The organism is Candidatus Berkelbacteria bacterium, from assembly GCA_016432625.1.
Taxonomy (GTDB): Bacteria; Patescibacteriota; UBA1384; order 2-12-FULL-50-11; family 2-12-FULL-50-11.
This window is the reverse complement of record CP066697.1, coordinates 302,791-324,013: the sequence shown is the minus strand read 5'-3', so window position 1 is coordinate 324,013 and position 21,223 is coordinate 302,791. Positions and strand designations below refer to the sequence as shown.

The following is a 21,223-nucleotide window of genomic DNA, read 5'->3' as shown; positions in this document are numbered from 1 at the left end:
AACCTGTCCAAATATTCTGTAAGGTCTCGATAATGCCCTCCTCATAAATCCTACCACTACTAACGGCGATCTAACAATTAATTTGTCGCTAGTCTTTGCAGGGCAAGTAACGCCTGAGCCTTGACTGACGGCCGGAGACCCTCGAGCTCCTTTAGCTCACTCTGCGTAAACCACCGACAGTCGTCACTTTTTTCTTCCCCGTCAGTTAAATTCAGCTTGTCAGAGTCGCTAGTGGCAAAGTAAACAAGCGTGACATGCTCGTGATTAGGGTTAATTCGGTGACGATTCAGAAATAGCGGCGGGATTAGTTCCATATATTCGGGCCCATTCTCTGGAATATTGATCGCTTCACCAATAATCTTAACGTCGAGCCCAACCTCTTCTTTGACTTCTCTGAGCGCGGCTTGGTTCGGGTCTTCATCTAGCTCAATATGCCCACCGACCGAAAGCCACATATTGTACTTGTCGTGCTTCCGCAGCAGCACCTTGTTTTTATGAACCACAAACGCCTCGACCGTGAAATCGATCAGATCGTGAATGTGTGGCATGAGTTACTCTTCTTTTGTCTCGGAAAACACCAAGACGTCACCCTTTTCAACTGGAGCTGATAATTGCTCAAGGCTCATACCGCACTGCGCACCTTTTTCGGCTTTATCGACATCCACTTTGCCCATTTTAACGCTAATCACTTTGCCTTTACCGACTTCTTCTTTTTCTCGGAAGATGACAACATCTTTGTTCTTTGAGACTTCGCCTTCCGTTACCTCACCACCAGCGATGGCGTTCGGCCCCTTGGCGGAGAAGACTTCGAGCACTTTCAGGCGGCCGACTTCGATAGTGACGTAAGTTGGGGTAGCAATTTCGGTTAGCTTATCTTTAAGAAAATCAATAACTTCGTAAATGATCCAAAATTCCTTGACTGGCACGCCGTCTTTTTCCGCTAAGTCCAAGACTCGCTTAAGAGGCGCTGAGCGGAAAGAAATTACCGCAGCACCAGAGGCCTTGGCAAGGTTAATATCATTCTCATTAATCTGCCCGATTCCGGCACTAAGGATCTCAACGGTTGCGTCTTTTATTTTTAATTTGTGAATCGAGTCCTCGAGCGCGGCCAGTGATCCGCCGACATCAACTTTCAAAACGATCCGGAAGGAGTTATTCGAGTCACCAGCGGTCTTGGAGCCTGTTTTACTGCCCGATTGCGTCATGGTTTTGGCCACTTTTTCGTTTGGCACTGCTTCGATTCGGTCACCAAACGTCGGGACATCTTTAAGGCCCGTTATAACTACCGGTTGAGCCGGTCCTGCCGAAGGTAGTTTGCGGCCGCGGTCGTCTTCCAATGAGCGAATCCGTCCATAGGTCTTGCCGACAACGAGCACTTGGCCAGTGTGGAGTGTGCCGTTATATATGAGGACCGTAGCGATCGGTCCAACTTGCTTATCAAGGTTGGCCTCTAAAACGATTCCCTCAGGATTTAGGCTGGCGTCTGCCTTCAATTCAAGTAAGTCAGTAGTTAGGATGATGAGTTCGAGAAGATTGTCTACGCCGTCACCGGTCTTCGCGCTTAGCGGCGTCATGACAGTCTTGCCGCCCCATTCTTCAGGAATTAGTTCGTGCTCCGCGAGCTGTTGCTTGACCCGTTCGATGTTTGCTTTGCCCACGTCAGTTTTGTTAATAGCGACAATAATTGGCACACCGGCGAGTTTAGCGTGATTAATTGCTTCAATGGTTTGCGGTTTTACGCCGTCATCAGCCGCCACTACCAACACAACCAAATCGGTGATGCTCGCGCCGTGCGCCCGTAAGGCCGAGAAAGCCTCATGCCCAGGCGTATCGATAAAAGTAATTTTTCTTGTTTGTTTGTCGCTGGTTGTGAAGTCTATCTGGTAGGCGGAAATATTTTGCGTAATTCCACCGGATTCTCCGGCCGCAACGTTTGTTGAGCGGATATAGTCAAGTAAGCTCGTTTTACCGTGATCAACATGGCCCATGATCGTCACAATTGGCGCGCGGGCTTCGGCATTTTTGGTGTCAATTGATTTTGTAATTTGCGCGGCAGTTTTTACCTCTGGTTCAGTCGTGAAACCAAACTCTTCCGCCAACAGTGCGGCGGTATCGTAATCGAGGTTCTGGTTAATATGCGCCATCACGCCGTTGGCAATTAATTTGCCGATTACGGCAGTCGGCTCAACGTTAAGTTGGCTTGCAAGTGTCCGGACCGAAACTGTTTCGGGTAAATGTAGTAATTTTGTATCAGTCATTTGACGATTACTTTTCCGCTTCCTCGCTCTCAACAGAGCCCTCAGAAGCAGTCGGCTCTAATTCTACCTCGGTTTCGGTCGGAACTGAAGCGTCGTTACTCGTTTTTACTGCTTCGGCAGTCTCGACGTTGCCCTCCTCAGCTTCTTCGCCAACGACGGTTAGGGAGCTAACGCGATCGTTTTCATTAAGACGAATTAGTATAACGCCGGAGGCCTGACGGGAAAGCTTCTTGACTGAAGAAACGCCGATTCGAATGACTTGGCCAGTAATAGTACTAATAATTAAATCTTTGGCCTCGGCGGTCGCAACAGCCCCGTCGGCTAGACGACCCGTTTTGTCATTCAACTTGGCTATGCGTACGCCACTACCGCCACGGTGCTGGTTGCGGAACTCTTTGAGATCGACTTGTTTACCAATGCCACGTTCGGAAATAACTACTACAGAGCGTGAGTCGCTATTTAGGACAGTCATCTCGATCACTTCGTCGTCACCTTTAAGTTTAATGCCGCGCACACCGGCTGCGCCACGGCCCATCTGGCGAACTTCGGATTCGTTATAAACGATAACTTGACCGTCACGCGTAATTTGAGCAATTTCATCGGAGCCGGAGGTCTGTTTTACCCAAAGTAGCTGGTCGCCTTTATTTAAATTAATGGCTGCAATGCCGCTTTTGCGAACGTTTGTGAACGCTTCCACCGGGACACGTTTGACGGTACCTTTCTTGGTGGCGAAAAAGTAGAAATGCCCTTCGTCAGATTGTTTGACAGTCAGCACCGTCGTAACTTTTTCTTGCGGTGAGATGCGGATAATGTTCGGCAAGGCTATGCCCTTGGCTTGTCGGCTGGAAGCAGGAATCTCGTACGCTTTAATACGGAAGGCACGACCCCAGTCTGTAAAGAAGATTACGTCGTCATGGGTTGTGGCATAAACAATTTCTTTAACAGCGTCATCTTCCCGGGTCGTCATACCTATTACACCCTTACCGCCACGTAATTGCGATTTATAAGTATCGGTAGTCAACCTTTTGACATAATTACCGACCGTTAGACTAATAAGAACATTTTCCTGCGGAATTAAGTCAGTTGCCGCCAATTCGCCAAGTGGTTCCGGTCGTACTTCGGTCAGGCGTTCTTGGTGGTACTTTTTCTTGAGATCCGTCAATTCGTCCTTGACGATCTGACGAACGCGCTCGGGCTTAGCAAGGATGTCTTCCAAGTCGGCGATCAGTTTCATGATTGCGTCATACTCATCGTAAACTCGTTGTCGTTCCAGATTCGCAAGTTGCGACAAACGCATATCCAGAATGGCGTTGGCCTGACGCTCACTGAGTTTAAATTGAGACACAAGCGCTGCCTTAGCGGCGTCGCGATCTTCTGATTTACGGATTAGGGCAATAATTTCGTCGAGATGGTCGAGAGCAATCTTTAGACCTTCTAAAATATGGGCTCGATCCTTAGCAATGCCGAGCTCGTACTCGGTACGACGGGTGACAACAACTATTCGGTGGGCGATAAATTCCTCAAGGGCGTCGCTCAGATTGAGTAAGCGAGGCTGAATGCCGTCGATTAGAGCCACCATGTTGTAGTGCACAACAGTCTGCAGCTCGGTCAGGCTGTAGAGCTGGTTTAAGATTTTATTAGCGTGAGCACCCTGTTTTAGCTCAATTACTACTCGTACACCGTCTTTTCGGTCTGACTCGTCGCGAATATCGCTGATACCTTCGATCTTCTTCGCTTTAACTAGATCGGCAATATGGGTAATGAAGGTGGCCTTGTTCACTTGATATGGCAACTCGGTAACGACAATTGAGTCGCGGCGTTTATCTTCTATAATTTCAGCTCGGCCGCGAATTATAATACGACCTCGTCCTGTGGAGAGCGCTTCGTTTATGTCTTTTTGGTTGTAGATTATCCCTGATGTTGGAAAGTCCGGGCCTTTGACGATCGTTAGAAGCTCATCAATTTCCGTGTCTGGCTTATCAATTAATAAAACTAGTGCTTCGACGATTTCGTCGAGATTGTGAGGCGGGATGTTGGTGGCCATACCGACAGCGATACCTTGCGAACCGTTAATAAGGAGGTTTGGCAGCCGTGTCGGAAGAACGCTCGGCTCCATTTTAGTGCCGTCGTAGTTCTCCCGAAAATCAACCGTGTTCTTATCGATATCTGCTAGCAGCGCTTCGGCAGGCGTCGCTAAACGTGCTTCGGTGTAACGCGGGGCTGCGGGGAAATCGCCGTCCATCGAACCAAAGTTTCCTTGGCCATTAACAAGCGGCATCCGCAGGCTCCACCACTGAGCCATACGGACCATCGCGTCGTAGACAGCCATATCGCCATGCGGGTGGTAATTACCTAGAACTTCACCGACGATCTTGGCGGATTTTCGATGCTTGGCGTTTGCCGTCAGTCCGATCTCGCTCATGGCGTAAAGAATGCGGCGTTGAACTGGTTTTAAGCCGTCGCGTACATCTGGCAGAGCGCGCATGACAATGACGCTCATAGCGTAATCGAGATAAGAGTCGGACATCTCGTTATAAATCGAGCGTGGCTTAATTAAGCCGTATTCCGTCTGTTTTGGTTTGTCCTCCTCGATGTAATCGTCAAGAAGCGCGCCCTCACTACTCTCGTCAGTACTTTCAGCCGACGGTTCGTCTTGGGGAATACTATCTTCCGTTGATTCTTCCGGAGTTTCTTCGATTTCTTCTTGTGGGTTAATTTCGTCGCTCATTGTTTAGATATCCAAATTTTGAACTGAAGCCGCTCTGTTCTGGATAAATCGCTTACGCGGCAGAACGTCCTCGCCCATCAACGCCGAGAAAATTTCGTCGGCTTTTTCCGCATCCTTAACGTCAACACGGAGCAATACACGATGCTCAGGGTTTAGGGTAGTTTCCCATAGCTGCTCCGGATTCATCTCACCCAAGCCCTTGTACCGCTGGACATTAAGTCCGGGCAGGGTGCCTTTATTGTCTTTCTTAAGTTGTTCAATCTCTGTATCACGTTCCTCCTCAGAGTGGACGTAAACAACCTTGCTTTTGTAATGAATCCCAAATAGCGGCGGCTGAGCGATATAGAGATAGCCTTCTTCAATGATTCGTGGGTAATGGCGGAAAAAGAAGGTTAGCAGTAGGGTACGAATATGCGCCCCGTCAACATCGGCGTCGGTCATAATAATCACCCGGTGATAGCGCAGTTTTTCGTAATTAGTGTCTTCGCCGATGCCAACGCCAAGTGCAACAATTAAGGCCTTAATCTCGTCGCTCGACAACATGCGATCGAGGCGAGCACGCTCAACGTTTAAAATTTTACCTTTAAGCGGCAAGATTGCTTGAAACTTACGATCGCGCCCTTGCTTGGCTGAACCGCCGGCAGAATCACCCTCAACTATATACAGCTCGCTTTTAGCCGGGTCCTTCTCCGAACAGTCGGCAAGTTTACCCGGCAGCGTCATGCCTTCCAGGGCGCCTTTGCGGACAACGGCCTCGCGAGCAGCCTTAGCCGCTAAACGCGCCTTGGCGGAGAGAGCGATTTTCTCAACGACGATCCGGGCTTCGTTCGGATGTTCCTCGAACCATCGTCCCAAACCTTCATTGACAGCAGATTCGACGTGTCCTCTAATTGCCGGCGTGCCAAGCTTAGCTTTGGTTTGCCCTTCGAACTCAGGATCGGGGAGTTTGACAGAAATTACTGCCGTCAAACCTTCGCGGATATCTTCGCCGATTAGCAAAACATCGCCGTCCTTGGCGGCAAGTTTTTTGGCGTAATCTGTAATGACACGGGTGATGGCAGCACGAAAACCGGTTAGGTGCGTACCGCCTTCAATAGTGTGAATATTGTTAGCGAAAGTAAAAACATGCTCATTGTAGTCATCCACATACGTCAGAGCGATTTCAATCTGGTTGTCGCCGATTGTTTTTGAAACATAAATCGGTTCGGGAATTAACGACTTCTTGCTGCGTGTTAAGTGTCCGACGTACGCCGCGATGCCGCCTTTGAAAAAGAAAGTGTAATTATCGGGGTAAGCCTTGTCTTCGACAGGCACGTCGTCAGGCTCGCGGCGATCAATAATTTTAATTCGGATGCCTTTAGTTAAATAAGCTTGCTGGCGAACGTGCTCAATCACCGTCCGACGAGAAAAATTCGTTTGGGGGAATATCTGCGAATCGGCCATGAAAGTAATTTTCGTGCCATTCTTGGAGGATTCTCCAACTTGGGCCGCAGCCTTGCGCGGCTTGCCGCGATCATACTCTTGCAGATAAGCTTTGCCGTCTTTGAAAACTTCGGCGCGAACCCACTCGCTTAAAGCGTTAACGACCGAGACACCGACGCCGTGTAAACCACCGGAAACTTTATAGCCGCCGCCGCCGAATTTACCGCCGGCGTGAAGTTTGGTTAGGACCGTTTCTAAAGCGCTGACTTTAGTAGTTGGGTGAATATCGACGGGAATACCGCGACCGTTATCCTCGACCGATACAGACCCATCGGCGTTAAGCTCAATAACAGCCAGGTCGGCGTGACCGGCCATTGCTTCGTCGATAGCGTTGTCCAATACCTCCCAAATCAAATGGTGGAGCCCCTCAATTCCGGTTCCTCCAATGTACATTCCCGGGCGTTTACGAACAGGCTCTAACCCCTCGAGAACCGTAATTTGCGCAGCAGAATATTGATCGCCCATTGACCTAATTATAACCAGTTATAAGGATAAAACAAGCCAAATATGACGGGGCGCGATCCGTGTTGAATCGCGCCCAAAGTGGTCGTTCGTCTAGCTAGGACGTGGATAGTGAAGAGCGCCCGTTTCGAGGAACTCCATGACCAACCGATGCATAGTTTTGTTGCCGCCGCATTCGCTTTGGGGATGCATTATCGCCCGGCGAAACGCGTACGTTGACAACGCCTTCTTGCGCGCCTCCAAGTCGCATTGGCAAGTGACGACATGAACTTCAGAGCCCCCAAAATGGGTCAGAAACTCGGCCGTCTTGTCTACGGCATGGTGGCCGATATAAACGAGCAGGATATCCGGCTCGTGTACTGCCAGTTTCGGGTCGTAGATGTTTTCCAGAACGTAAGTCTGATCCTCCAGCTCCGTTCGACCAACGTGCGGAAACATCTTCATGTACTGTTCGCCACTGATCGGGATAACGACGTTGTCGCCCCTTTCAATCGGCTCCAAAAGCAGCTGATGCGCGGCGTCAGGACCGATATAGCGATACGTTAGCGCCAACATTTTCATTGTTTCACCTCAAGAACGAAAACCGTGGATGAATACTAACTCAGCGCTTGTCTGAACTCAATGCGTCGTTAACGATTTGTTGGATTCTATTTTTGAAAATCTCCTTGTCGAATTTATCCGCGTGCTGCCTGATTTTCTGCGGATTGTAATTTGATGGATCGAAAACTTTTAGTACCTCAACAAGTGAGTCGACAGTCTGGTCGGAAAAAAACTCGCCCGTCTCGCCCTCAACTACCGACTCTAACGCTCCGCCCTCGCTGTACGCAATCACCGGCCGTCCTGAAGCCATCGCTTCAAGTGGCGTAATACCAGCGTCCTCCTTTGGCGGGAATATGAAGGCTAAACAACCAGAGAACAACCTTACTTTCTCTTCCTCACTGACACGGCCCAAAAATTCAACATTCGGTCCGGCCATTTCCTGTAGGTACTTAATTTTAGTTCCTCCTCCAACCACTTTGAGCTTAAGCCCGAGCTTGTTGGCTGCTTGAATCGCGAGGTCTGTTCGCTTGTACGGCTCAGCACGCGCTAGAACCAGGAAGTAATCGCCTGGCGTGCCGATCTTAAACTGCTTCACGTTCACCGGAGGAAAAACCACATACTCTGGGTCCCGGTGATAGTAGGTTCGGGTACGTTCGGCGATGTATTTTGAATTAGCGATTATTACATCAGGCCGTTTAGCGGCCTCTAAATCCCATTTTTGTAATTTTTTGACGATACCCTTAACTACGCTTCGTCCAATAATCGGCAGCGGAATGGGCGCGTTTTTAATATATTCTTCTCGATCACTCCACAGATAACGCGTTGGCGTATGCAGGTAGCAAACGTGCTTTGTTGCCCCTTTTGTAATGGCGCCCTTTGCGTAAGCTGACGAATCGGACAGCACGACGTCATAATCACTAAAATCAAACGATTCGATCGCTTTCGGCATAAACGATAGATAGTATTTGAACTTATCCGGCATCCCTGGATAGTTTTGCAAGAAGCTCGGAATTATTTTTCTCCCTGGAAAAAATTCGTCGACAATCGCCTGCTTATAAGTGAGCGAATAGATCGGCGCCTCAGGATAAAGCTCGGTGAAAACTTTTAAGACGTACTCTCCCCCACCCCAGGTGTTCAGAAAGTCATGAACGAGGGCAATTCTCATGAGCTGGTAACGAACTGACGGAAGATATAAACGACCGTGCCAAGAATAATACGGAGGTCGAACCATATAGACCAGTTCTCTATATAGTAGAGGTCGTATTTAACCCTGTCAGGAATTGGCGTATTACCACGCAAGCCGTTAATTTGTGCCCATCCTGTTAAGCCAGACTTAACGTGATGACGTTTGACGTAGGCGGGAATTTCTTGAGCGAATTTTTCGACGTATTTTGGCTGTTCAGGCCGTGGCCCAACAATACTCATCCGCCCAGTCAAAACGTCCCAGAGCTGGGGCAACTCGTCGAGATTAGTTTTTCTTAGCACTCTCCCGAGCGGCGTGATACGAACGTCGGTGGCCTCATCGGCTGACCAATCTTGGACATTCGGAAAACGCTCGCGCCAGTCGGCGTACATACTGCGAAACTTACCGACAACAAATTCCTGACCGTCTTGGCCAACTCGCTTCTCTTTATAGTAAACCGGTCCGGGACTAGATAATTTGACTAGTAACGCCAACAGGAAATACAGCGGGGAAATAATGATGAGCAGCGGTATCACCAAGACAAGATCAAAGGCTCGTTTGAAAATTCGCCCCCAACCATCAAGCGGCGATTGTTTGTAGAAGATTACCGGCGTTCCTGCCAAAGAACCAGTCTCAATGTTCGTCGCTTTCACGGACAGTAAAGTCTGTACTTGAACGAAATTAACGTAGTTGGTCTCGGCCCAGTCGACTAACGACAAAATTGTTTTTTCGTCTAATCCGGGCAGCGCCACAATAAGCTCGTCAATTTTCTTATTTTGGACGAGACCTCTCAGCGCTTCTAGATAATCAGCGGTTATAACTCCTTGGATCACGCGTCCATGGGTTGGCTGCGAAAGTGTCTTAATAAAATCTACTTGTTCGTCTTTTGCAATAACAGCTGCTCTGATCAGCCCGTAGCCCTGGGAGTTAAGCAAGCGCCTGAAGCCATCTAGCAAAAAACGGCCAATGAAGACAAATAGCAAAGTCAGTCCGAGTCCGTAGGCAATAATTAGCCGGGGGAAGACTAGCGCTTCAGGTGATCTTGATAAGTAAAGATAAATTAAGATCACGCCCCACCCAGAGAGAATCGCCGTTGTCGTGCGGGCAATCGCTGTCCAACCTTTAATCGGTGTACGCAAACGATAGAGCCCTTGATATATAAATAGAACCAGCCAAACCGGCAGGAATTTCAAAACAAACAACGAGTAGTAACTAAGCGACCAAAGGTAAAGCTCCTCGCCGTTACTTCTAATTTGATAAGCCACAGCCATAGCTAGCCATAACATCAGTAAATCGATGATGACCGTCACTAAAGCGAACTGAAGATTGAATTTCCTCATGGCGGGATTCCATTGTACGACTGTTCAACAGGTATTTTCAACCAAAAACCCGTCTGTTAGGACGGATCTTTGGTAAACATCCAACATATTGTCGAACGTCTTACATACTCTTCTTTAACATCGGTAGACCCGTGCGTGGGTTCTCCATCACCATGTAACCAGAAGGGACGGAATCCATTGCGCCGTCACGAACATCTTGCGCGAAGTAGTAGATGGTCTGCTGGCGGCCGCCGCGTAGCGTAACCGACTTCGAGTGCAAGTAGTAAGTCTTACCTGACTTCTTGGACTGTGTACTAAATGCCATAAACTTCTCACCTCCTTCCCCTGTGGTTATGTTGCGATTCTATTGCGACTCCCAAGCTCAAGAGTCTTTAACCAGTTGTTCTGGTTAACTCTTACATTACTAAAGACACCTGATAAACCTGTCAAGGCTTTAACGATTTTTACAGGTTCAACACGTTGACTTACCTGTAGATTTTAGCCAAAATAACCCCAACAACTTCCCTGGAAGTTGAGGAGGCACTAGTTGGAATCAAGCGCACCTGTAACTTTAAGAAGCATCACGCCCGAAGTCGCCCGCGAAGCAGTTCATCACGCTTTGCCCGCGATTCGCAGCATGATGAACGACGGCACGTTCAAACGTCACGACATCGCCATCTTTCTCGTCGATCCAGAGAGCGGCGACCTGCTGCACTCCGAGATGCTTGGGAGCGTTAAGGACTACGAGCATCCTTACCAGCTCTACGGCGTCAACAAGGCTAAGTTCTCCGCCGAGCACCGGGTCAATGGCGGTTGGGCGTTAAGCCAAAAGCCGGAACTCGTCAGTGAAGAGATCAAGGTCAATGGGGCTTTTTACCCCGGCGGCGTCTACATCTGCTGCGACGGTTTCCACCTCGCAGTCGGCACGAGCGGCGGACAGGCCGAGCTCGATGAGGCGATCTCACGAATGATCGGCTACGTGGCAATCGGGCTTGCTAAGCTCGGCGGCCACCCTTCACCCTGGGGCGAAGCTAGTCAAACGGGCTAGCGCGTCTGGAACAACCCGCATCAGCGGCCGGAATCTCCGGCCGCTGACTCTTTTTATATCTATTAGGATAGCAAAAGCCCCGAACCACTCTAATGTGGCTCGGGGCTCGGTCCCTCACGATCTGAGCTGGTTGATCAGTCGCCACCACTCTGACATCCGTCGCGTCAGAGTAAAGATAAACTCGTTCGGATTGACGGTGTTCATCATCCCATCGAAGCTGACGATCAAGTTCGGCTCTTTCCAATCAAGGGTGCGGATCTCACGATAGCGGTCGAGCCGCCAGAACAGATCAACTGCCTCACAAGTGAAGCACTTTTCAATCCCTTCGCGCCCGGCGTCCTCAAGCAGCCATGATTCGTCGTACTGCAGGACCTGTTCGGTGTCGCGGTTGATGACGAAGTCGTACTTGCGACCACGAATATCAACCAAACGAGTGTCCGGTTCCAGCGCGAAGTAATTGAAATTGACTTCAATCAGCTTGTTTAAGGCTCTTCGTGACCTATCCATGCCGGATGAATCAAGAAAGTACGCTGAGGGCGTCTGTACTTGATGGGCAATGTCTCTTGGGTCGTTCGGGCGCAAGTAGATCCCGGTGTGTTCTTGGTCGTGGCACCAGGGAAAGAGATTGGACGTCCAGCCGATCTCCCCTAAGCCTATGGCAATCGGCATACTACATCCTCCTAACGCCGTCGAAGCGTTTAAAGATCAATCTGACCGGGGAATTGTACCGGTTAACTATCTCCAAGACAAGGGACTACCAACCCATTTTCAGGTAGAATGTCCACGTTATGGGATTTGAATTAATTAAGTCCGTTGAGCCAAAGGGTGACCAGCCAACAGCCATCGAATCGTTGGTTGCTGGCGTGAAAAAGGGGTTGAAACACCAGATACTTTTGGGGGTAACTGGCTCAGGTAAAACTTTCACCGCCGCAAATGTCATTCAAGCGATCCAAAAGCCAACGCTAGTAATTGCTCACAACAAAACTTTAGCCGCCCAGCTAACCAGCGAGTACCGTCATTTTTTCCCAAAAAATGCCGTTGAATACTTCGTCAGCTATTACGATTACTACCAACCAGAGGCCTACATTCCGAATACCGATACCTATATAGAAAAAGAAGCGCAGATTAACGATGAGATTGACCGCTTGCGCCACGCCGCCACTCAAGCCGTCCTCTCACGCCAAGACGTCATTGTCGTCGCTTCTGTCTCCTGTATTTACGGCCTCGGCTCGGCTGAGGAATACCAAAAAGCGATGCTCGTCATCCGTAGCGGTGAGAACATTAACCGCGACGAAATTATCGACAAGTTAGTTTTCTTGCAGTACCAACGCAATGACGTGGCGATGGAACGCGGTAATTTTAGAGCTCGTGGCGACGTCATTGAAGTGATGCCAGCAAACTCCCAACGGATAATTCGTCTAAACCTTTTTGGCGATACCGTCGAGAACATTGAGGAGATCGACCCAACGACAAATTCGCCGCTACAAACTTTGCGTGTTGCGGTAATTTATCCGTCACGTCACTTCGTCACACCGCCAGAGCAAATCGAGCAGGCCACAAAATCTATCGAGCATGAATTGGATGAACAGCTTAAAAGAATGGAAGCGAGCGACAAATTCCTCGAGGCCGAGCGGTTGCGCCGACGAACACGTTACGACCTCGAAATGATCCGCGAGATTGGTTACTGCAACGGGATCGAAAACTATTCCCGTCACTTCGACGGGCGCCAGCCCGGCGACGCCCCAAATACCTTGCTTGGCTATTTTCCTAAAGATTTCTTGCTAGTAATAGATGAGTCGCACGTGACTGTGCCACAACTAAACGGGATGTACAACGGCGACAAAGCTCGCAAAGACATCCTGGTCGAGCACGGCTTCCGCCTCCCCTCGGCGCGCGACAACAGGCCGTTAAAATTCCCTGAATTTGAGCAGCGCATTAATCAGGTTATATACACCTCAGCAACCCCAGGCCAGTACGAGCTGCAAAAAACCCAGAATACAGTCTCACAGATTATCCGCCCGACCGGCCTGCTCGATCCAGAATTAATAATACAGCCGTGTGACAACCAAGTGGCTGATCTAATGGAACGTGTGAAAGACCGCGTCGAAAAACAGGAGCGAGTCCTCGTGACGACACTGACGAAAAAGATGGCCGAAGAACTCAGCGATTACATGCAAGAGCAAGGGCTCAAGGTTAGATATTTACATTCGGGCATCGAAACGCTGGAGCGGGTAGAGATACTGCGCGATCTACGAAAGGGCATATTCGACGTTTTGATCGGCGTTAACTTGCTCCGCGAAGGTTTGGATCTACCAGAAGTTTCGCTTGTGGCGATTCTTGATGCTGATAAAGAAGGTTTCTTGCGCAGCGAACGAAGCCTGATTCAAACAATTGGCCGCGCCGCCAGAAACGTTCAAGGGCAAGTTATTTTATACGCCAATAACATCACCGACAGCCTGAAAAAAGCCATCGACGAGACGAACCGGCGCCGTAAGATTCAGGAGCAGCACAATAAGGACAATGGTATTACGCCCCAATCTATCTCCAAAGAAATTACTTCAATTATCGAGCGGGAAATTGTGGAATCTGTGGGGCTGGATAAGATCGAGAAAGAGCTGGCTCGTGGCAATATCGACGCTATGGTACGCGAAAAAGAGCGTCAGATGAAAGCCGCTTCAAACGAGCTTCAATTCGAGCTAGCCGCTATCCTGCGTGACGAAGTGATAAAACTAAAAAAGATGCAGAAAGAGCGGGAGAAGTTAACGTCGGTATAAAATCAAAGCCGGCAACCATCCTTGGTGCCGGCGTATGAACTGTGATTGCCGTTATTTGCTAGGCGCGTCCTCTTGGAGCACCTCTTCAAGATCCCGAGACATGACGTCTTCGGGGGTGATCGCCTCAAGCTCAGCCTCTACGTTGTCCGTTGGTAGAGATTCTGGCTTTGGCGTCACCGGCGGCGGTTGGTCCAATTGATTCATGGGCGGTTTCCTTTCAAAGCAGCTAGCAACTCGACCTCTTTAGGATCGGGCTTGTCAGCCAGAACAGCCTTGAACCCAGCAATATCTGCTTGAGCGTCATACATTCTAGCCCATTTGGGGATAATATCAATACCTGAAGAGCGCCAATTTGAGGTCTGTTGAACTTTGGCGCAGAAGTTGTCGAGCGCAGTCCATTCATCACGCGGCGCCACTTCACGGCCTCCGAAATCCATCGAAGGCGCATCGCTGAAATATCTGGCAAACTCTGCTGACTGCCGTGTTGATTTTATCTGTACCGGATATAACGTCCTGCGGTCTTCGGTAGCGAGGTTAAGATCAACTTTTCCGACCACGTCCCAGTACGGATTGGGTAAAATCGCCCTAAAACCCGCAGCCCGAGCAGCCCGCGCCAATTTGACCGGGCCGTATACCCCACTCAACATCCAGGAAAACTCTTGTCTAGCCATGCGGGCTGGCATGCCCTTCTCGAATGTTTTGGCCATCAGGGGGATAAGCATCTCCGGCAAGGTTTGCCCTGCCTCTATAACTTCTTTTCGCCCCTTACCATTAGTAAAGCTCTTTGGCTCGGTCAGCTCGTTTGCCCGAAATCGTAGTAATGACCAAATAGTTTCGTTAATCCACTCGGCTTCGCGCATCGCGCTTTGGTGAGTATTCAATTCGTGGTTGCCAGCTTTGATTGCCTGCATATCCTCCTCGGAGTAAAGCTTGGCCACGTTGCCGCGTTCGTTTCTATAACTTGCGAGTAACAAATTGGCCTGAGGATCGACAAGCGCCGACGGCATAGAGCCGAAAATATAATTAACCTTATCAAACGCCCTCAAAACCGCTGGATTATCTTCGTAGTTTCCCCTCAAGGCTTGTTGAGCCTGATGATTATCATAAATTTCCTGGCGGAATTCGTCCCAGGTGGAAGTTTTCTCCAGTGCGTCGGAATACGCGCCCTCCCAATATTTAGCCAGTTCGCCGGTTTCGGCATAAAGGTACTCTCGCTCGTCTGACTCGAGACGCTCGTACGGATCGCGTTCAAGTCCCAATACTTCAGTCGGTGAAGAAGTTTCTGTCTCTGGCATTGTTTAACTCTAACCGTCCCGCACCAGCGTCACAATGGCTAGAAATGTTTCGGGAATTGTTTGGTACAATAGATTGCTATGGCAACGGAAGAAAAGATCTCAAGCAAAGCCCTCGAAAGTTCCGCAGGAACTATAGTTATTAAAGGCGCCCGCGAACATAATCTCAAAAACATTGACCTTGAGTTGCCGCGCGAAAAACTAATTGTTTTCACTGGCCTGTCAGGTTCTGGCAAGTCCAGCCTGGCCTTCGACACGATTTACGCCGAAGGACAGCGCCGTTACATGGAATCGCTCTCAAGCTACGCCCGGCAATTTTTGGGTCAAATGGAGAAACCCGACGTAGATTATATCGAAGGGCTCTCGCCAGCGATTTCAATCGACCAAAAAACCGTCTCCCATAATCCACGCTCGACGGTTGGCACGGTGACAGAAATTTACGACTACCTGAGACTACTTTTTGCCAGGGTTGGGACCCCGTTTTGTCCTAAATGCGGCCGGCCAATCTCGCGCCAAACGACCGACCAGATGGTTGACCTGGTCGAGTCGTTGCCGCAAGACACCCGCGTAATCGTCCTTGCGCCGGTCGTCCGTGGCCGCAAAGGCGAATATCACCAATTACTCTACGACCTATATAAGGGTGGTTTTGCCCGCGTTCGAGTCAACGACGAGATGTACGCCCTGACTGATTCAATCCAGCTGGACCGCTATAAAGCCCACAACATTGAAGTGGTAGTTGACCGACTAATTATGGGCCAATCAAGTCGCACCCGCTTGAACGAAGCGATGGAAACAGCAATTAAGCTTTCTAAAGGCTTGGTTATTATTGCTCAGGAAGGCAAAGACGACGAATTGATGCTGAGCGAGGATTTAGCCTGCCCATACGACGGTTTTTCTTTGGGTGAAATTTCGCCCCGGTCGTTTTCATTCAATAGCCCTTATGGCGCTTGCGAAGACTGTCACGGCTTAGGCTTCAAAAAAGAGGTTTCCGAGGTTTTAATCATTCCCGACGACAATAAATCAATTGCCGAGGGCGGTATTATGCCCTGGACGTACTCGCCAACAAACTATTACGGAATTTTGCTTAAAAACGCTGCCGAGCATTTTGGGATGAGCGTTGACGTGCCGATCAAAAAACTTGAGAAACAAGACTTAAATAAGCTTCTTTACGGCGTCGGAGCGCCGTTAAAGCTAAAACTAAAGTACTACTCCGCCGGTGTTGCCCATCATTTTATGGTTGGTTTTCGTGGACTCATTCCGCACCTTGAATCTCGCTACCATGAAACCGAGTCAGACATGGTGCGCGAGCAAATCGAGCGCTATATGCTCTCCAGCGAGTGCAAAACCTGCAAAGGCGCTCGTCTGAAGGAAGACGCACTAATCGTAAAAGTTGGCGGCAAAAATATCGCTGAAGTGTCGCAACTCACAATCGACAAGGCACGAGCATTCTTTGATGAATTAAAATTAAACGCCCGCGAAGCCAATATCGCCGGCAAGGTATTGCTCGAAATTGCTAGCCGACTCGAATTCCTGGGAAAAGTCGGGCTCAACTATTTGACGCTTGATCGCACCGCTACAACTCTGGCCGGCGGTGAAAGCCAACGCATCCGCCTTGCCTCACAGATTGGTTCGGCGCTTGTCGGTATCCTGTATGTTTTGGACGAGCCGACAATCGGCCTTCACCCAACCGACAACGACCGACTCATTGAAACCCTGAAACGTCTGCGAGATTTAGGCAACTCGGTAATTGTTGTTGAGCACGACGAGGCAACTATTCGCGAAGCGGACTACGTCGTCGATATCGGCCCGGGAGCTGGTGAACACGGCGGGACAATCGTTGCCGCCGGAACTTTAGACGAAGTCTTAAAGAACCCCAAATCAATCACCGCGCCGTACCTAAGCGGCGATAAGAAAATTGCCCTGCCAGAACGACGCACGATCGAGAAAGGGCACACAAACATCACCATTCACGGAGCTAAAGAGAATAATCTCAAGAACATCACCGCCAACATTCCGCTAAAGCGTTTTGTCGCCGTGACGGGAGTTTCTGGATCGGGTAAATCAACCCTAGTCACTGAGATTCTTAGTAAAGGAATTAGTATGAAACTCGGCTTAAAAAGCGACGTGCCGGGCAGTCACGAGTCGATCACCGGGACCGAACATATCGACAAGATAATCGAAATCGATCAGTCCCCTATCGGCCGTACTCCGCGCAGCAACCCGGCCACCTACACCAAGGCTTTTGACCCGATTCGCCAGCTTTTCGCCGCTACGCCTTCCGCCCGAAGTCGCGGTTATAAACCAGGTCGGTTTTCTTTTAACGTTGTCGGTGGACGTTGCGAAAACTGTCAGGGCGACGGGGTAATTAAGATCGAAATGAACTTCCTGCCCGATGTTTATATCACCTGCGACGTTTGTAAGGGCACACGCTATAGCCGCGAGACGCTTGAAGTTACCTGGAAAGGGAAGAATATCTCCCAGGTTCTCAATATGACCGTCGATGAAGCGTTGGAATTTTTTGAAAATATCGGCGTTCTCGCTGACAAACTGCGCACTTTGCAGCAAGTTGGCTTGGGCTATATTCGCCTCGGACAACCGGCAACAACGTTGTCCGGCGGTGAAGCGCAACGAATCAAGCTCGCTTCCGAGCTCTCACGGCGCGATACCGGCAAAACTCTCTATGTTTTAGATGAACCGACGACCGGCCTTCATTTTTCCGACGTCGAACGCCTACTGCTCGTTCTTCAGAAGCTGGTTGACCGTGGTAACACAATCGTTGTTATCGAACACAACCTAGACGTTATCAAAAGTGCTGACTGGCTGATTGATTTAGGACCCGGAGGTGGCGAAGCAGGCGGCACGATTGTTGCCAAAGGAACGCCAGAAGAGGTGGCGTTAACCAAAGCCTCGTTAACCGGGAAAGTTTTAGAGCCCGTTATTTTTGGCAAGAAAGCAAAACATTCTCCGTCTGTAGAAAAAAGTGAGTAGGGGTAAAGGGGTTCATTGCGAAGTCACCCCCTTACCCCTACAACCCCATCCCCGACACGCTCCCTACGGGGTTACGGATGAAAATGGGCGAATAACCTGCTTTGGGTTAGATTCGCACCATTTTCGATATTTATATTAAGCAAGCGGCCCGGGTTAGAAACCCGGGCCGTACTTGATGTCGAAGGATTGCGTCGGCCTACCCCCAGGCCACCCGGCCGATGAAGCTCGCGGCGAGCATATGCAGTAGACGTCTGTGCTGCTTGTGCGTCGCGTGCGACCGGAAACGATAGAGTTTCTTCATGTTTTCCCTCCGATGCAAGCCACCTCGACGGTTGCCGAGATCAACTCAGTAATAGTGTATGCCTATGCGTCAAGTCAGCGCAACATTTTTATATAGAATTGGGGCGGCCGAAGCCGCCCCGAGCCACGTCCTAGTTTCAAGACGTGTAGTCATAGTGTCTGCCCAGCAGCCATTCCGCCAGTATTCCGAATGAGAACAGAATAATTCCGGCATATATTGGCGCGGAGAAGCCAACCGACAGACCAACAAGCACCAGTCCACCAATCGCCAGACCGAGAACCACGGGTATTAACCGTATTTCCTCAGCCACACGGCTCAAGCGCGTCTGATGCGGGTGAGCGTAACGCTCACGCCACTCGTCGTTTCGAGGTTTCTCTTGGATCACCATTAGACCCACCTCCTTTGCCGAGTTTGACCCGACATCTTTGGAAATCGTCCAGCCGCTATTCAAACAGCACCCTATTAACGCCGTAGGCTAAGATCGCCAAAAAGATTATGGCGACGAGAACCACTAACGCCAACGGACTGCCGAACCGGTAGAGACCGTAAACGATGCCCGATTCGCCCAAGATCAGACCAATGACCTTGAGATAACTGGCATAGTCCGGTGCAGTTCCATAAACCTCGTCGGGCTCAAGGAAGAAGTTCCCTGCCCCACCAAGACTTTGATAGTCATTCGGCCGGTTACTTTTGGACTGGCCGCTTTGAGGAACACTGCCCGAGCTCATCTTTCACCTCCTGCTCGTTTCAGATGAAAGTATTTTACACCTTTTTAAAACGCAAAAAGCGCCGGGGTTTTTAAGCCCGGCGCTTCGCGGATTCTCAACTTGTTTCCCCTTTGTTCTGAGCGACCAAGAATGCCGAGCCGTATATCGCCAGCCCGAACCAGACGCCCAAACCTACCCAGAAACTGTGTAGCTGGGTGCCGGCAATCGAACCAAGGACAATCGATCCCAGCATGAGGCATTTTCCACTTGTCGACATTAATCACCTACCTCGCCGTCCGTGTTCTTCACGGGCGGTCAGGAAGCGGGCGCAGCGGGTGCAAGTCGCTGCGCCGGATAACGGACATGTTAGTCATCGGGCCACTCCTTCAGGAACATGCATCGGGCTTTCTGCCACATCTTCTGATAGCGTTTTCCCCGAAAGAGAATAACCGTGAGGGCAACCAATGTTACAACAAGGCCTAACATTGAGTAATAAGCCCAAGTAACCGGTTTATCCAGACGAGCGAAGACCCACATAGAGCCGACGCAGAAAAGAACCCCTAGAAGGGCGACAAGTTGGCAGATCTTGTCGATTCGATCACCGATAAACATTCACTCTCCTCCCCGCCTACGACCGTAGTGGTCGCAAAGACGAGAGGAAGCGGGGCGAGAGGCTCGAGGCCTATCGCCCAAGGAGGGCAGAAACTTCTTGTCGAAGTTCGGTGGCAATTGTTTCGTTGTCATCACTGACTCGGAACCGATACGCCTTGCCCCAGATGACCGTCATCTGGTGACGGCCAGTTGGTATCCAAGATGGCTTTGCCCAGACGCGGCGGGAGTGCCTAATGGCACATGGAATCACCGTCGCCCCAGACTTTCGGGCGATGAGCCCGACGCCCTTGCGAAATCCAAGCAAAGCCCCACTTTCGCCGTTAATCTTACCTTCCGGAAAGACCAACACCACCTCACCAGCTTTCAGTAAGTCGATGGCTTGCCTAATTGCTCTGATATCTGAGGTGTTGGGTTCGACGATGAACGTGCGAAACAGCCGAATCACGAAACTTAGCACTGGGCGCTTGAAAAGCTCCGCTTTTGCCATGAAGCAGATCGGTCGCGCGCAGGTGTACTGCACGACGACTGGATCGGCGACGCTTTCGTGGTTGGCAACAATCAGGACTCCTCCCTTTTTTGGAAGCGTAGCCCCTTTAACACACGTGACGGGGCCAAAGTACCGAAGTACTGGCCAAACGACGATCTTCAGTAGCCGAACTAAACCGGCATGAAGTATTACTGTGAGCCGGTTCATATTCACCTACCTCCACGTTTGAACCGAAGTTCGAAACGAGAGGGGGTGCGCCGAGATGTTTCACTCGGCGCTTTTGCGAAAGGTCAAGGCGCTTGATTTTCTTTCAACCTTTTCTGTGCTTCAAGCTCTCTTTCCCGGCGAATATATCTGAGCCAGGGAATAAAAAAGAGGGTCGCCCAAGCGGCTACCATCCAGGACAGCATTAGCCAGTCACGTTGTTTCTTTATGGGAATCATCATTATCGCGAGCACGATCATGGCGAACAGTACTACGCACCCAACTTTGAATTCTGATGATCCCCTTATGTTGCGATACATTCTTCACTCTCCTCACCGTCCGCATTGTACGCAGGCGGTGGGGAAGTGGGCGCACAAGATGTTCCGTGCGCCTTATGATGGGGCCTCCAACGGCGAATACCTGATAGTAATCGTCGAGGTTGCCTGATGTTCGAACTGTTTTGGTAATCCCGGAGGGTTGTAGAGTGTGACCCAGTCGTAGCCACCCTCCGAAGCATCCGCCACCATCTGACGAATCCGCTCTACCTCTTCGGGCGAACGAATGCCGATGAAGGGTATGAGCCTCCTGAACTCACCACGGACTTGATGCTCATGCTTCTGGCAACCAATGTTGGTGAAGATGTTTAGCTGCACCAACCAGTCGCCCGCGGGAATAGCCTGCATGTCAGCCCAGCGATGAGCTTCACGCATCCTGGCTATACCTCGCGAGTAGAGTGCGATCAACAAGAGCAGTGGCAATACACACGGACCTCCGAAGAAACCAGTGTTGAAAAGTAGGTACCCGAAAATAAACCCGAGTACGAGTGGCACTAATGTGG

At 50.1% G+C, this 21,223-nt stretch carries 20 protein-coding genes; 3 read left to right on the top strand and 17 right to left on the bottom strand.

Going from position 1 to position 21,223, the window contains the following annotated elements; all coding sequences use genetic code 11:
- Positions 1–77 precede the first annotated feature (77 nt).
- From HY845_01930 to HY845_01895, 8 genes are all read right to left on the bottom strand, one after another.
- The gene (locus HY845_01930) at positions 78–548 is read right to left on the bottom strand and encodes an NUDIX domain-containing protein (protein ID QQG52071.1); all 471 of its coding nucleotides are present in this window, start codon (positions 546–548) and stop codon (positions 78–80) included.
- 3 nt (positions 549–551) lie between these two features.
- Positions 552–2,258 (bottom strand): translation initiation factor IF-2, encoded by a 1,707-nt coding sequence (locus HY845_01925; GenBank protein QQG52070.1) that lies wholly within the window; start codon positions 2,256–2,258, stop codon positions 552–554.
- Between the two features lie 7 nt (positions 2,259–2,265).
- Positions 2,266–4,986, bottom strand: coding sequence for a DNA gyrase subunit A (gene gyrA, locus HY845_01920; protein ID QQG52069.1), 2,721 nt, complete (start codon positions 4,984–4,986; stop codon positions 2,266–2,268).
- Positions 4,987–4,989: 3 nt separating this feature from the next.
- Complete coding sequence (gene gyrB, locus HY845_01915) at positions 4,990–6,933, bottom strand: DNA topoisomerase (ATP-hydrolyzing) subunit B (protein ID QQG52068.1); 1,944 nt, start codon at positions 6,931–6,933, stop codon at positions 4,990–4,992.
- Positions 6,934–7,023: 90 nt separating this feature from the next.
- A complete protein-coding gene (locus tag HY845_01910) occupies positions 7,024–7,491 on the bottom strand; it encodes an ATP-binding protein (GenBank protein ID QQG52067.1) in 468 nt (155 codons plus the stop codon).
- 40 nt (positions 7,492–7,531) lie between these two features.
- Entirely contained in the window at positions 7,532–8,635 is a 1,104-nt protein-coding gene (locus HY845_01905; GenBank protein ID QQG52066.1) for a glycosyltransferase, read from the bottom strand.
- Complete coding sequence (locus HY845_01900; protein QQG52065.1) at positions 8,632–9,993, bottom strand: sugar transferase; 1,362 nt, start codon at positions 9,991–9,993, stop codon at positions 8,632–8,634. The genes HY845_01905 and HY845_01900 overlap by 4 nt, the downstream gene beginning before the upstream one ends.
- 100 nt (positions 9,994–10,093) lie before the next feature.
- Positions 10,094–10,297 (bottom strand): hypothetical protein, encoded by a 204-nt coding sequence (locus HY845_01895; protein ID QQG52064.1) that lies wholly within the window; start codon positions 10,295–10,297, stop codon positions 10,094–10,096.
- Between the two features lie 222 nt (positions 10,298–10,519).
- Between HY845_01895 and HY845_01890 the strand changes: the two genes are divergently transcribed.
- Positions 10,520–11,020: a hypothetical protein gene (locus HY845_01890; protein QQG52063.1), complete on the top strand. Its 501-nt coding sequence runs from the start codon at positions 10,520–10,522 to the stop codon at positions 11,018–11,020.
- A 114-nt stretch (positions 11,021–11,134) separates the two neighbouring features.
- Here HY845_01890 and HY845_01885 read toward each other — a convergent pair whose 3' ends face one another.
- On the bottom strand, positions 11,135–11,689 hold the full coding sequence (locus HY845_01885) for a hypothetical protein (GenBank protein QQG52062.1): 555 nt from the start codon (positions 11,687–11,689) through the stop codon (positions 11,135–11,137).
- 119 nt (positions 11,690–11,808) lie between these two features.
- Between HY845_01885 and uvrB the strand changes: the two genes are divergently transcribed.
- On the top strand, positions 11,809–13,794 hold the full coding sequence (gene uvrB / locus HY845_01880; protein ID QQG52061.1) for an excinuclease ABC subunit UvrB: 1,986 nt from the start codon (positions 11,809–11,811) through the stop codon (positions 13,792–13,794).
- Between the two features lie 51 nt (positions 13,795–13,845).
- Here the strand turns inward: uvrB and HY845_01875 are convergent, their stop codons facing one another.
- Entirely contained in the window at positions 13,846–13,998 is a 153-nt protein-coding gene (locus HY845_01875; protein ID QQG52060.1) for a hypothetical protein, read from the bottom strand.
- Positions 13,995–15,089, bottom strand: a complete 1,095-nt coding sequence (locus HY845_01870) for a hypothetical protein (GenBank protein ID QQG52059.1) — start codon at positions 15,087–15,089, stop codon at positions 13,995–13,997. Before HY845_01870 ends, HY845_01875 begins: the two co-directional genes overlap by 4 nt.
- Before the next feature lie 78 nt (positions 15,090–15,167).
- Between HY845_01870 and uvrA the strand changes: the two genes are divergently transcribed.
- Positions 15,168–18,074 (top strand): excinuclease ABC subunit UvrA, encoded by a 2,907-nt coding sequence (gene uvrA / locus HY845_01865; protein QQG52058.1) that lies wholly within the window; start codon positions 15,168–15,170, stop codon positions 18,072–18,074.
- A gap of 437 nt (positions 18,075–18,511) precedes the next feature.
- Here uvrA and HY845_01860 read toward each other — a convergent pair whose 3' ends face one another.
- From HY845_01860 to HY845_01835, 6 genes are all read right to left on the bottom strand, one after another.
- Positions 18,512–18,763: a hypothetical protein gene (locus tag HY845_01860; protein QQG52057.1), complete on the bottom strand. Its 252-nt coding sequence runs from the start codon at positions 18,761–18,763 to the stop codon at positions 18,512–18,514.
- A 55-nt stretch (positions 18,764–18,818) separates the two neighbouring features.
- Positions 18,819–19,103 carry a hypothetical protein gene (locus HY845_01855; GenBank protein ID QQG52056.1) on the bottom strand — a complete coding sequence of 95 codons (285 nt, stop codon included), beginning with the start codon at positions 19,101–19,103 and terminating at the stop codon, positions 18,819–18,821.
- A gap of 94 nt (positions 19,104–19,197) precedes the next feature.
- Positions 19,198–19,335 carry a hypothetical protein gene (locus HY845_01850; protein QQG52055.1) on the bottom strand — a complete coding sequence of 46 codons (138 nt, stop codon included), beginning with the start codon at positions 19,333–19,335 and terminating at the stop codon, positions 19,198–19,200.
- Positions 19,336–19,448: 113 nt separating this feature from the next.
- Positions 19,449–19,694, bottom strand: coding sequence for a hypothetical protein (locus HY845_01845; GenBank protein QQG52054.1), 246 nt, complete (start codon positions 19,692–19,694; stop codon positions 19,449–19,451).
- Between the two features lie 70 nt (positions 19,695–19,764).
- Positions 19,765–20,388: a 1-acyl-sn-glycerol-3-phosphate acyltransferase gene (locus HY845_01840; protein QQG52053.1), complete on the bottom strand. Its 624-nt coding sequence runs from the start codon at positions 20,386–20,388 to the stop codon at positions 19,765–19,767.
- 389 nt (positions 20,389–20,777) lie between these two features.
- Positions 20,778–21,095 (bottom strand): hypothetical protein, encoded by a 318-nt coding sequence (locus HY845_01835; protein QQG52052.1) that lies wholly within the window; start codon positions 21,093–21,095, stop codon positions 20,778–20,780.
- Between the last annotated feature and the right edge of the window lie 128 nt (positions 21,096–21,223).

Bases quoted from the DNA above. Each gene is read 5' to 3' on its own strand.
- HY845_01930 (QQG52071.1), bottom strand. From the start codon at position 548: ATGCCACACATTCACGATCTGATCGATTTCACGGTCGAGGCGTTTGTG.
- HY845_01925 (QQG52070.1), bottom strand. From the start codon at position 2,258: ATGACTGATACAAAATTACTACATTTACCCGAAACAGTTTCGGTCCGG.
- gyrA (QQG52069.1), bottom strand. From the start codon at position 4,986: ATGAGCGACGAAATTAACCCACAAGAAGAAATCGAAGAAACTCCGGAA.
- gyrB (QQG52068.1), bottom strand. From the start codon at position 6,933: ATGGGCGATCAATATTCTGCTGCGCAAATTACGGTTCTCGAGGGGTTA.
- HY845_01910 (QQG52067.1), bottom strand. From the start codon at position 7,491: ATGAAAATGTTGGCGCTAACGTATCGCTATATCGGTCCTGACGCCGCG.
- HY845_01905 (QQG52066.1), bottom strand. From the start codon at position 8,635: ATGAGAATTGCCCTCGTTCATGACTTTCTGAACACCTGGGGTGGGGGA.
- HY845_01900 (QQG52065.1), bottom strand. From the start codon at position 9,993: ATGAGGAAATTCAATCTTCAGTTCGCTTTAGTGACGGTCATCATCGAT.
- HY845_01895 (QQG52064.1), bottom strand. From the start codon at position 10,297: ATGGCATTTAGTACACAGTCCAAGAAGTCAGGTAAGACTTACTACTTG.
- HY845_01885 (QQG52062.1), bottom strand. From the start codon at position 11,689: ATGCCGATTGCCATAGGCTTAGGGGAGATCGGCTGGACGTCCAATCTC.
- uvrB (QQG52061.1), top strand. From the start codon at position 11,809: ATGGGATTTGAATTAATTAAGTCCGTTGAGCCAAAGGGTGACCAGCCA.
- HY845_01875 (QQG52060.1), bottom strand. From the start codon at position 13,998: ATGAATCAATTGGACCAACCGCCGCCGGTGACGCCAAAGCCAGAATCT.
- HY845_01870 (QQG52059.1), bottom strand. From the start codon at position 15,089: ATGCCAGAGACAGAAACTTCTTCACCGACTGAAGTATTGGGACTTGAA.
- uvrA (QQG52058.1), top strand. From the start codon at position 15,168: ATGGCAACGGAAGAAAAGATCTCAAGCAAAGCCCTCGAAAGTTCCGCA.
- HY845_01860 (QQG52057.1), bottom strand. From the start codon at position 18,763: ATGGTGATCCAAGAGAAACCTCGAAACGACGAGTGGCGTGAGCGTTAC.
- HY845_01855 (QQG52056.1), bottom strand. From the start codon at position 19,103: ATGAGCTCGGGCAGTGTTCCTCAAAGCGGCCAGTCCAAAAGTAACCGG.
- HY845_01850 (QQG52055.1), bottom strand. From the start codon at position 19,335: ATGCTGGGATCGATTGTCCTTGGTTCGATTGCCGGCACCCAGCTACAC.
- HY845_01845 (QQG52054.1), bottom strand. From the start codon at position 19,694: ATGTTTATCGGTGATCGAATCGACAAGATCTGCCAACTTGTCGCCCTT.
- HY845_01840 (QQG52053.1), bottom strand. From the start codon at position 20,388: ATGAACCGGCTCACAGTAATACTTCATGCCGGTTTAGTTCGGCTACTG.
- HY845_01835 (QQG52052.1), bottom strand. From the start codon at position 21,095: ATGCGTGAAGCTCATCGCTGGGCTGACATGCAGGCTATTCCCGCGGGC.